Here is an 11,845-nt window from a genome sequence, read left to right as displayed (position 1 = left end):
CTGACAACGGGCTATCGAGTTTGGACTTAAATCGAAATTAATTCATGCTTAATACCATAAACTACTAAACCGGTTCTCGATTTGATATTGAGTTTGGCGAAAAGTGCTTCGCGGTAGTTGTCAACCGTGCGTGGACTTACGTTCATGAGGTTGGCAATTTCTTTGTAGGTAAGTTCCGTACTGCAAAATTGTAGGAAGCTCAATTCGCGTTCGGTAAAAGTAGGTTTTGGCGCATCTTGCTTAAGCGAAACCAATAAGCGTCCAGAAACCAAGTCGTTGATGTAAAATCCTTTTTCAGTGATGGTTTTAATCGCTAACAGCAAATCACTGGGCTTTGATTCTTTGACCATGTAGCCACCGGCGCCAGCTTTCAGCATGCCAATGATTTCCTTTTCTTCGTCGAACATGCTGAGTGCCAATACATGGAGGGCAGGGTAATGTTCCTTGAGCCATTTGGTACTGGCATAGCCATCCATTTGAGGCATGTTGATGTCCATCAGTACCAGTTGAACTTCAGGGTGGTTTTTGATTTTCTCTTGCAGATCGATGCCATTGGTGGCTTCAAAAGCAACCTCTATTTCTTCAAACTCGGTGAGCAGGCTGGCCAAGCCAGAACGGAATAAGGTATGGTCATCAACAATGGCAATAGAAATGGTGTTTTGCATGGCTTAGGGATAAGGGATTTCGATGGTGATGGCGGTGCCTTTTTGTGGTATAGAATTGATTTGAATACTTCCATTGATCATGGCGATGCGTTTTTGCAGGGAAGCGAGGCCCATGCCCATCTTTTCTTTTTTAATCGTTTCGTAATCGAAGCCAATACCGTCTTCTTTCACCTCTATCTGCAATAAACCGTTGCTTAACTGCGCATCAATAGAGATGTGTTTGGCCTGCGCATGTTTGATAATATTGTTGAAGATTTCTTGCAGCAGACGCAATACGATCAGGTCTTTCTGAGGAGAATTGATCTTTAAATCGGTTAGTTGGTTGTTGAACTGCAATTGGTAAGCTTCTGTTTTTTTGAGCCAGTTGAATTCCTGTTGCAGAGCATGGCCAAGTCCCAGCTCAATGATCTGCTCGCCATGTAAAACCTTGGCCAGTTCGCGTAGCTCTTGAATAGATTTATTGACCAAGGCTAAGGAATCGCCAATTTTTTTCTCGGCTTTTTTATGATGAGCTAGGTCAATAGAGCCCAAGGTAAGTGTGGTTAAGCTGAGCAATTGGCCAATATTATCATGCAGATCGGCGGCTATGGTTTGCATGGTTTGCTCCTGCACTTCGATTTGGGTTTTGAGGAGCTCAGCTTCGAATTTTTGATTCATCGAGAGCTTTTCTTTTGTATGGAGCTTTTTTCGCTGGTTATGGATAATTACCAAGAAAATCAATCCAACGGCAACAAGAAAGAAAACAAGGGATATTAATATAATTGCTTTGAAAAAGTCCGACCCTTGTAAAGACATAGAAATGATTTGATCCAGCATCCGTACATAATAATATTCAAAAAATTCATAATAACGTACCTTAAAGGAAAATTATTTTTCTTGCTATAGGCAACTATTTCATCGAAAAATGCACTTACGCAGGTACTTGTGGCATAAAAAACAAGACAGCCGGTAACAAACCAAAAAGCAGGCTCTTTTAGAATATCTCGTGGTTCTTCTTCTTGAAACAAACTATAAAAATACAAGATCGACAATACGATCATCACTCCATTAAATAAGGTGTTTGCTGTAGAAAAAGAAACATCAAAGCCTTTGCTGTTCCAATCCCAAATATAACAGCCGATTAAAAGTAGTAAACATACTCTGCATACATTTTTAATAAAAGGCAGCTCTATTATTTTATAGAAAATATAAACATGGAATACCATATAGATCAAAAAAAACAGGTTGTACAGCCATTGGGTATACAGCCCTAAAAGCAGAATCCTGTTTACGAAGAAGCTAAAGCTTTCAACGGCAACGGTTATTGCAAGATAAGGGATAAACCACCTCCAAAATTTGGGAGATGCCTGCCTAATCAACAAAATGGATGTGATGAAACACATCCATTCTGCGATTATAGAAAAAGGTATTTTAGCTAACCACATTTTATGGCTTAGGATTGTTATCTATATCATAAATTTCCTCCTCTGCAGCATTAAATGGAGGTGCAATTTCAGCTTGGTCTAGTCCGTCTCCTGGCTCCGTTGTTGTAGTAGACCTTTCTGCACCTAATAATAAAAATTGGTTATCTTTTAGCATATCTTTGAAACCCTTAAACGGCCCAGATAAAACGGTGCTTTCTTTGAGGTTGGTGTTGCAGAGTATGGTAGTAACTTTGTTTAAATAATCTTCTGGCTTTGCTTGTCCATCAGTTGGGCATGTTGTTTTTATTTTATGTTTGCCCAGATAGATTTTTAATCCATATTTCTTAATGTGAGATTTGACTTCATCATCATTATTGATGAGATCAATGATTTTTTTTGGCAAGACTTCATTCTTTACAAATAATTCGAGCACATCTTCTAATCTAAAATGGGCGTATTTCATTTTTCTATTTGAGGTATTGACACCTCTATAGTACCTCACCATTTGTTTGATGTCGTCTTTTTTGATTCCGCCAAGAATCGGGTTTTCGAATACTTCTACTAACATAGTTTTAAGGGTTAAATAGGTGGTTTGAGTTTTTTCTAAAATTCACTAATTGTCAGCGGATTAGCAACCGTAAAATGTTCTTTCTTTTTACCGTAAAAATACCCTTTTAATTGGGGCTTATTAACCGTAAAATCAGGTGCATAATGGTTCTAAATTTGAAAAATAAAGTTGTCGATGAAGAAATGGGCAACCAAATCCAACCAAAACTAAATCAGATGGAAACAACATTTTTACCTTTTTATGCTACTTCAAATAAAGGAGTGGGTGAAGCAAACACAATTTCTCTTGGGCCGGATAATGGAGCAAATAATAACATGAGAGCTCTTTTTTGGCAAGCAATGAGCCATTCAACAAGTGAGCAGGCGGTGAATAACTGGCTAAGTAGGCTTCCGGCCTTGCGAGAAGAAATAGAGAGCATCTCTGCCATTAATATTGGAGGACATGGAAATGAAGGCTTTTTAACAACTGGTTGCGGACAAACTGGTTCGCAAGATTACCGAACGAATACAATAGCTACATGGAACAGGTTCTATTGGGCGCCGTTCTTTCAAAGGTTAAAGCCTAAGAATTATTCAATATTATCAATTTATTCATGTCATACTGGAGCTGGTGTTGCAGGAGCCGATCTGCTTTTTGCCATGGCGCAAGAAACCGGACACCCTTGTCAAGCTAGAACCGGATTTACCTATTCAAATAATCAAAGATTATGGTTTGAAAACAATTCTGTTTGGCAAGTTGCTACACCTACAAATAGGCCTAACCCAATTAATGCACCAAACCCTCATTTAAATAATGTAGACTTGCTTATGCTCTTAGAAATCGATGGGAACATTGAAGATGTAAATGTAAATAACCTCAAGTCGATTAAGTTGACAAAGGTTGGATTTATCGGTACCCGTAGTCAAAAAATGATTGGCGTAGATAAAAACGAATTACCAGATATTTCAAACTTGATCTTTGGCTCACTTCCTTTCAAGATAGATGGAGAGCCTCTTGCAGAGGTTACTGGAATAGTTGAAATGGAGTTGCAAATTGGCAAAAAAGAAGAAAATAGAGTGTTTGAAATATATAATGATCGAATAATGATCGATAAGAAGACCAAGCAGAGCTATTACGTTAATCCAGCGCTTATCAACTACATGAATAATCAATAATAAGATAATAGCTTAAAACTGGCTAAATGTATCTTATTGGATAATAATTTATTGATAGATGAATATTCTCATTTCTTATAGTCAAAACAAACAAAACATCAGCCAGCGCGAACTCGAAATCCTGCACCTGCTTTGCATGGGCTATAACAGCAGGCAGATTGGCGACCGGCTTTTCATTAGCGAATATACGGTGCAAACCCACCGTCGCAACATGATCAAAAAGCTGGGCTTAAGAAACTCGCATCAAATGGTAGTTTGGGCATTTAAAGAAAGAATGTTCTCCATATAAACAAAAAAGCCCCGAATTAATCGGGGCTTTTTTTAGTCTTAATTATTGACGTGGAGGAGTTGGTTTAGGCATTTCCTTGCGTGGCAATTTCTCTGCACGCTCAGAAGTATGGTAAACAAACGAAGCTACAATGGTCGCCGATTTTTTCAAATCATCCTCTACCAAACGGTCAAATACATCTTGGTTAGAGTGGTGGGTACGGGTGTTGTAGTCCATCGGATCTTGAATGAACTGGAAGCCCGGTAAACCTACGCCATCAAATGCCTGGTGATCGGTACCGCCAGTATTGTTAATGGTGATGGTTTTTGCACCTAAGTCGGCAAACGGAGTTAACCAGCTTTGGAAAATGTCTTTTACTGCAGCATTTCCTTGCAAATAAACCCCTCTGATGGTTCCGGTTCCATTATCTAAGTTATAATAGGCGCTTAGCTTAGCATGCTCGGCTTTTGGAGTCATATTGGTAGGATCTGCAAAATGTTCTTTTACATAGCCTCTTGAACCAAATAAGCCCTGCTCTTCAGAGCTCCACAAAGCAATACGGATGGTACGTTTTGGTTTAAAATCGATAGCTTTCAAGATACGCATCGCTTCGATCATCACGGTAGAACCCGCTGCATTGTCGGTAGCGCCAGTGCCTGAGTGCCACGAATCATAGTGGCCGCCAAGCATTACGATTTCATCTTTCAATGTAGGGTCTGTTCCCGGAATTTCGCCGATTACGTTGTAGCCTTTAGGATCTTTGTCATAGAACGAAGTTTTAACTTCAGCCTCTATTTCTACTTTTTCGCCACCGCGCAACAAACGCAAAATGTGCAGGTAATCTTCGCTGCTTACTTCCAATTCTGGAGATACCGGTTTCGCATCCAATTTGTAAGAAGCACCATTGCTGGTAAAGAAAGTACCGTAGCTGCCACGGGCATAAGTTAGTTTCAAACCAATTTTTTCGGCCAATAACATGCTGTCGATCGCAACTCTTGTCGCCATCATTCTCATCATCATGGCTCTTTGGTTGTTGCCGCCTGCTTGGCCCGGTCTGCCGCCACCCTGACGGCCAGCACCTGCATCTTGTGGAGTTGCTGCAGCCATTTTATCCAAAGCCTCATCGGTATAGCGAACTACATCTGGCGTATAAGAATTTTTTAGAGGCTGTACCAAGGCCGATTCGATCATTACGATTTTGCCTTTCAGTTTGCCTTTGTATTTAGCCAAATCGGTTACGGTATCGGCTTTGATCAAAATTACCTCAGATTTGATTGGGCCATTGGTTCCCGGAGTCCAGGCTTTTGGCGAAGCAATAATCGGACGGTAGAAAGGCAGAGTGGTAGCCGCATAGTATTTGTCTACCTGCCAGCCCTTGCCAAAATCGCCCCAAGCCTCAAGGTGAACGTTTTTAAGGCCAATTTCATTGAAATATTTAACTGCCCAATCCTGTGCCCTTTTCAATCCTGGAGAGTTTGATAAACGTGGTCCAGATACATCGGTAATATGGTAGGCAATGTCCATCGCCTTAGATTTATCCAAGCCTTCGGCTCTGATTTTTTGCACAGCAGCCGAGTTTACTGGCTCTTGCGCAAAAGCTGAAAAGCAAAGGCCTAGGGCCAATGCGCTCATCGTAAAATTTTTCATCATAATGTTAGTTTAAGTTAACAATGTGAATTTACAGCTAAAGCGAAATAGATGAGACTACCTATTCAGATTTTTACATGGATAGCGGTGATTGTTGAATTGTTATATTGTTAATTGAAAACTGTCAACTGTTTACTGATTGGAAGCGCTTTGTCCGTAGGTGGGTTTAAGGTTAGTCCAGCTTTCCGCTGTATCTTTTTTGGCCTTGGGCAGAAAAAAGGATGCCGCTTCAATCTGGGCTATTGTACTTAAGCTTGTGCAAAGTACCCTGGCAGAGGAGGCCTTAGTTTCTAAACCCGATTGGAGCGAGCACGGAGCCGAAGCCTGAGGCGCAGCAAAGCGAAAAGCGGGAATAACGTTCCAATAAAAAACAGCCTTTGCTTTTCTAAACAGGTTTATTAGACATTGGCTTGGTTGTAATTGTTAACTTATATTAAGTATCATTATTGTTGATGGAGAACAGCTAAACAGAAATAATTGTAACTTCCAGTTTAAGATTTAAAAACACTTAACATGACAAAAAGATACCTAAGCCCATTACTCTTCATCGCCTTGCTTTTTGCAGGCAAACTACAGGCTCAAAAAACAGAAAATCGAGATCCGGCCATTAGTGCTATGCTCACCGAGGTTTCTTCGGCCAATTTAGAGCAACTGATCAAAAAATTGGTTTCCTTTCAAACCCGACATACGCTGAGCGATACCACCAGCAAAACCACAGGTATTGGGGCAGCCAGGGCATGGATCAAAAGCGAGTTCGAAAAGTATGGTGCGGCCAGCGGGGGCAGGTTGCAGGTAAGCTACGACAGTTTTGTGCAGGCCGCCGATGGACGCAGGATCAAGGAGCCAACGATACTGAAGAACGTGGTGGCCATTTTGCCTGGAACGGATCCAAATGATAAACGCATGCTTATGGTTTCGGGCCATTACGATTCGCGGGTAACCGATGTGATGAACATCAAGGATTTTGCCCCTGGCGCCAACGACGATGCCTCGGGTACGGCCGCTGTAATGGAAATGTGCCGTGTACTAAGCAAGCAGAAATTTAGCGCCACTTTAGTTTTTGTAGCTATGGTAGGTGAAGAACAAGGCTTGTATGGTGCTACCAATCTGGCCAAAAGAGCCAAAGAAGAAGGCTGGAATGTGCACTTGTTGATGAACAACGATATTGTAGGCAATTCTTATGGCATGGAAACCGATATTAAGGATAACAAAAGCGTACGTGTGTTTAGCGAAGGTGTTTCGCCGGTAGAAACCAAGGAACAAGCTGCTGCCCGTCAGTCGGCAGGTACAGAAAACGATGGCAAGGCCCGCCAGGCCGCGAGGTATATTAAAGAGGTGGCCGAAAGGTATGTAGATCAGTTAGACGTAAAGCTGATTTACCGTAGAGACAGGTTTTTACGTGGGGGAGATCATACACCTTTTTCTCAGCAAGGCTTTACAGCCGTTCGCATTACCGAGATGAACGAAGACTTTAACCGCCAGCATCAGGATGTAAGAACCGAGAATGGCTTTAAATATGGCGATTTGCCTGAGTATGTAGATTATACCTATTTGCAAAAAGTTACCCGCATGAATATGTCGGTAATGGCCAATTTGGCTTTGGCAACCCAAGACCCAGAAAATGTAGTGGTTTTAACTTCGGGGCTCACCAATAAAACAGCCTTGAAATGGGAAGCGCCAAAAGGAAAAGTACCGGCAGGCTATTATGTGCTCATGCGTGAAACTACAAGTCCGTTTTGGGAGCGAAAATTCTTTGTAAAAGAAACTTCGGCCAACTTGGCCTACTCAAAAGACAATTACTTTTTTGGGGTTCAATCGGTAGATGAAGCTGGACACGAAAGTTTGGTGGTTACACCAAGACCAGGCAGATAAAAATGTGCTCTAGTTGGCGTCCACGCCAACAATAAGAATATAGGTTTGGCCACAGATTAACAGATTTTTGATTCATCAATCAGTTGATCTGTGGCTTTAATTTTTTTGGTGTTCTTCGCCAACTATAGCGTTGGCTTACCAGCCCTTTTCCAAAAGAGAAACAGCTTTTTCCAACAGCTCGTCCCTACCTTCGCTTATGCCTTTTACCGTTGGCTTAATCGGGTAATCTATTTTAACGCCCACTCTTTGTGTAGGTTTGCCATCTGGATAGAAAACGCCTATTCCAGAAATCCATGAAGAAATTCCGCCAGGCAAAATAATGGTAGAAACATTACCATCGGCTCCAGCAGTTTGGCTGCCAACTACCTTAACATTAGGCGAGCTTTGAAAGGCAATGGTGGTATACTCGGCTTGGCTTTGGCTTTCTGCATTTACAATTACAATTATTTTGCCTTTGTAGGCATCTTTATTTCCGCCGTTCATCAGGTTTTCGCCCATAACAAAAGTGCCCGGATGAGCAACACTTCCAGTAGTAAACTTTACAAAAGGTGTTTTGTCTTGCTTGATATATTCGCCAAAAGTAAAAGGCATAAATTCTGACGGATAGCAGCGCATATCAACAACTATTCCCTTCGTGTTTTCGAAAAGCTTTTTGATGGTCGGCAAATCGGCATTTTTATATTTCCCAGGATAAGCGTAGCCAATTTTATCATTTAACAAATGGAAGCCCGTTGCTTTGGTATAATCTATATTTTTATAAGAAAAACGGACACCTATCATGGGTACATCGAAATTAAAAGTGCCCTTTTCATTTTTGAATCCCAAGGTCATAGACGCACTATTTGTTCGCAGCAAGAAAGTGTTTGGCAAATCTCTCAGTTGCGTATCGTAATTAGAAGCTGCGGTAATAGGCAAGAACTGCTTAACCAGATCGGCCACTTTTTTGCCGTTGATGGTCAAAATTTCATCTCCAACCTTTACCTTGTTTTTAACGTTCAAAGTATCCACATAAAAGCCAGAAACAATTAATTTGTTTTCTATAAATTTAGCTTTAAAAGGAGCGGTATTGATGCCTTTATATTTATCTAAAACTCCATTACTATTCCACAGATTGGCGTGTGTGTCACTTATTTTTGCAATTAATTTCAATGCGGTCAAGTTATAGGCCAGTTCATTTTCTGCAGCGATAAACTGGGGAACAAAATCATAGAGTACTTTATTCCAATCTTCATCAATTTGGTATTTATAAGGGAAAAAATAATTGATCATGTTCCAGTACCTGTATAAACTTAAAATGCGGTAGCCGGCATCGGGATATTTCATGGACGCATAGGCCATTTCGTTCTGGAACTTTGGATGGCCAACACCTTCGTTCATGGCAATGTAATAGCTCTCCTTGATATTGGCATTTTTTAGGATAAAATCGATCTTCTTGGTTAGCGATGGGCTCAATATTTTGCCGGTTAACAGCTCGCCATAATTTGGTTTGGAAGTGCTTGCCTTATTATTGTTGCTGCAAGATGTACAAGCCTCAACCTGAGGCAATTTGTCTAGCTGCTTTTCTAACGCAGTGCTCAGCGCTGCATTGTTATTGGCTGCAATCACCGAGGGCAGAAACCTGAACAGTTCGGCATCCCAATTGTAATCGCCCTTGGCTACAGCAGGATGGTGGTATTTTAAAAAGCCCCAAAACTGGGCGGCAACTGCAATATTTGTGACCTGTTGTTTGGTTGGAACAAATGGCTGGATGGCTGAACCTTTGTTAAATTCATTGTCTTTTTCTGCAAGTGTAAGAGCTTTGGGCGATAAGGTTTCAATCTTTTTTTCGTCAATATATACCTGGAGGTCATCAAACCAGACCTTGCCATCTCCAACCAATAAGCCACCGATTGCAATGCTTTTCACTTCGTCGCCATACGCCAGCCTGATATGGTATTGCTTCCAGTCGTTGGTTCCCTTTATACCCTGCTTCTCCATGTTGTCTATTTTGATGATCGACCCGTCTTCGCCATCTAATCTCATCCATAAGCCTGCATAGCCATTGGCCACGTTTTCGGTTTTCATGGAGCCGACCAGGTCAATTGTACTGCCCTTGAATTTTTTGGCAATCGTATAGCCAATTACGCCATATTCAGAGCCAGCTTCCTTTTTTTCGAGCAAAACACTATATTTTCCTTCCTTTTTAATAACGCTGTCTAATTTGGCAGGGTAGGCCTTCTCCATTGCCTGGCCGAACCCAAAAGTCCAGCCAACAGGCCTATTTGTTTTTAGATCGATTTTCTCAAAACTTCCATTAAACTCAGTCTGCGCATTACAGCTGTAAATCAACGTTAAAAGGAATACTGTCAAAAGTAGGAATTGTCTGTGCATCTATAGTTAGGTTTGTTGTTACGAAACTAATCGTTTTCTTTAAAAGAAGTTGTTAAATATTGTTAACCAAGATTTTGGACTGCTTGGCTAAGTAGATTCCAAAAAAGAAAGAAGGCAACATCCATCGCCTTCTTTCTAAACTAAAAACTAAACTAAACTAAAATCTTGATGTGGCAGGTTCGTGCACCTGCCTATTTTATTTGATGGTTTTTTTGGCCACCATGAAATATCCTATAATAAATACTGCTACTCCGCAAATCAAACTGTTGTAAATCGCCTGGTCAAAAATGGCTACCTTATCTATTCCTCCCTTCGAATTCATAATGTTGGAAACAGTAAGGTTAGGGTAGGCATAAGGGAAGAAATTCACATAATCCCATTTCAGCTGAGAAGTGATGATCCCTAAAATGGTCAGTACAAAGCCTATTCCGAAAGGCTTCAAGAAATCGTTCCACATCAGGTTCATTAAAAACTGGATAGAAATGATACCAATTGAAGAAAGGAACAGTTTGGTGAAAAACTTAAAGATATATTCGCTTGGATTGAAAGCGCTAAACTTCAATTGAGGCTTTAACAGCTCAATGCCATGTCCGGTTGCAATAATGAGCAAACTGAACAGCGCCATGGTTAAGAAAGTTAGAAAAACAATATAAAGGTATTTACTGGCATAAATAGACAATTTGGGTAAGGGCAAAGAAAATAAACTTTTCCAAGTATCGCCCTTGTATTCCATGTTGGTAATGGCATAGGTGTTGTAAATAACCAACACCGGCAAAAGCAATACGCCCATTACGCCAATAATAGCCGAGATATACCTGAACCAAAGTATTGGGGCAGGATTGTTGGCCAAGGTATCTGCTTTGGAGATAAAGCCCCAACTGATCAATACGCAGATGAGCAGCGGCAATAAAACCGCACTCCAAAAAGCAAGCGTTTTTCTCGATTTATAAAATTCTGATGATAAGGATACAAAAAATGAGCGCATAAGGTTAGTTTTTTGAGGTGATGTCTAAGAATAAATGTTCGAGATCTTTTCGCTCTTTGGCCAAGCTGTAAACGGTTAATCCGTTTTGTACCAACAAAGTGTTGATTTGGCCCATGTTTTCCCTGTCTTTAAAAGTTAAGCTAATGCCTTGCTCGTCTTGCTGTACAATTTCTGCACCGGCATTGCTCAAAACAGCGGCTGCTTTTTCTTGGTCGTTGGTTTCTATCTTAACAGAAACCTTGCTCAGGTTCTGCAGTTCGCCAATGGTGCCTTGAAAAAGGAGTTCGCCTTTATTGATGATCCCCACGTGGGTAGCTGTTCTTTCTATTTCGGCCAATAAGTGGCTCGATACCAAAATGGTTTTGTGGTGTTTGGTTACCAATTCGATCATCAGGTTCCTGATTTCGATAATCCCATTAGGATCTAAGCCATTGGTAGGCTCATCTAGCAACAAAAGTTCAGGATCTGAAACCAAGGCCAAGGCAATGCCCAAGCGTTGTTTCATCCCTAACGAATATTTTCCGGCTTTTTTATGGGCGGCATCGCTTAGTCCAACCAATTTGAGCATCTCATCGCATTTGCTTTTTTTGATACCCAAAAGCAAGCAACGGTTCACGAGGTTTTCCTTGCCGCTCAAGTGGCCGTAAATGGCAGGCTGCTCTACCAATGCACCCATGCGTTTGAGGCTGGCTATGCGGTTGGTATTGATTTCCTTGCCAAAAATAAATACCTGGTCGGCCGGAGATTTAAGCAGGTTCAGCAGAATTTTTATGGTTGTGGTCTTTCCTGCGCCGTTTGGACCCAAGAAACCATAAATGCTTCCTTTCGGAACCTGCAGCGACAAATCTTTAACTACGGTTTGTGTGCCGAAGTTATAGGTGAGGCCAACTGTTTCTATAGCGAAGTTGCTCAT

Annotated in this window: 10 protein-coding genes; 3 read left to right on the top strand and 7 right to left on the bottom strand. The window is 41.1% G+C overall.

Features of this window, described 5'->3' with window-relative positions; translation table 11 throughout:
• Nucleotides 1-26: 26 nt before the first annotated feature.
• From AC570H_RS15920 to AC570H_RS15910, 3 genes are all read right to left on the bottom strand, one after another.
• The gene (locus AC570H_RS15920) at nt 27-665 is read right to left on the bottom strand and encodes a response regulator (protein ID WP_497356573.1); all 639 of its coding nucleotides are present in this window, start codon (nt 663-665) and stop codon (nt 27-29) included.
• 3 nt (nt 666-668) lie between these two features.
• A complete protein-coding gene (locus tag AC570H_RS15915) occupies nt 669-1,322 on the bottom strand; it encodes a sensor histidine kinase (protein WP_497356571.1) in 654 nt (217 codons plus the stop codon).
• Nucleotides 1,323-2,090: 768 nt separating this feature from the next.
• Nucleotides 2,091-2,636: a hypothetical protein gene (locus AC570H_RS15910; protein WP_497356569.1), complete on the bottom strand. Its 546-nt coding sequence runs from the start codon at nt 2,634-2,636 to the stop codon at nt 2,091-2,093.
• Between the two features lie 155 nt (nt 2,637-2,791).
• Between AC570H_RS15910 and AC570H_RS15905 the strand changes: the two genes are divergently transcribed.
• Together AC570H_RS15905 and AC570H_RS15900 are read left to right on the top strand one after the other, a co-directional pair.
• Nucleotides 2,792-3,790 (top strand): hypothetical protein, encoded by a 999-nt coding sequence (locus AC570H_RS15905; RefSeq protein WP_497356567.1) that lies wholly within the window; start codon nt 2,792-2,794, stop codon nt 3,788-3,790.
• A gap of 58 nt (nt 3,791-3,848) precedes the next feature.
• On the top strand, nt 3,849-4,079 hold the full coding sequence (locus AC570H_RS15900; protein ID WP_497356565.1) for a response regulator transcription factor: 231 nt from the start codon (nt 3,849-3,851) through the stop codon (nt 4,077-4,079).
• A gap of 42 nt (nt 4,080-4,121) precedes the next feature.
• On the opposite strand, the gene AC570H_RS15895 is transcribed toward AC570H_RS15900, so the two are convergent.
• A complete protein-coding gene (locus tag AC570H_RS15895) occupies nt 4,122-5,708 on the bottom strand; it encodes a M28 family metallopeptidase (protein WP_497356563.1) in 1,587 nt (528 codons plus the stop codon).
• A 510-nt stretch (nt 5,709-6,218) separates the two neighbouring features.
• Here AC570H_RS15895 and AC570H_RS15890 point away from each other — a divergent pair.
• Nucleotides 6,219-7,577: a M20/M25/M40 family metallo-hydrolase gene (locus AC570H_RS15890; RefSeq protein WP_497356561.1), complete on the top strand. Its 1,359-nt coding sequence runs from the start codon at nt 6,219-6,221 to the stop codon at nt 7,575-7,577.
• 135 nt (nt 7,578-7,712) lie between these two features.
• Here the strand turns inward: AC570H_RS15890 and AC570H_RS15885 are convergent, their stop codons facing one another.
• The 3 genes from AC570H_RS15885 to AC570H_RS15875 all read right to left on the bottom strand — a co-directional run bounded on the left by AC570H_RS15885 (nt 7,713) and on the right by AC570H_RS15875 (nt 11,845).
• The gene (locus AC570H_RS15885) at nt 7,713-9,947 is read right to left on the bottom strand and encodes a S41 family peptidase (protein WP_497356559.1); all 2,235 of its coding nucleotides are present in this window, start codon (nt 9,945-9,947) and stop codon (nt 7,713-7,715) included.
• A 196-nt stretch (nt 9,948-10,143) separates the two neighbouring features.
• The gene (locus AC570H_RS15880) at nt 10,144-10,932 is read right to left on the bottom strand and encodes an ABC transporter permease (protein WP_497356557.1); all 789 of its coding nucleotides are present in this window, start codon (nt 10,930-10,932) and stop codon (nt 10,144-10,146) included.
• A gap of 4 nt (nt 10,933-10,936) precedes the next feature.
• On the bottom strand, nt 10,937-11,845 hold the full coding sequence (locus AC570H_RS15875; protein ID WP_497356555.1) for an ABC transporter ATP-binding protein: 909 nt from the start codon (nt 11,843-11,845) through the stop codon (nt 10,937-10,939).

Source organism: Pedobacter sp. B4419 (assembly GCF_059693725.1).
Note: the sequence above shows the minus strand (reverse complement) of the source record. Positions and strands in the feature narration are given on the sequence as shown.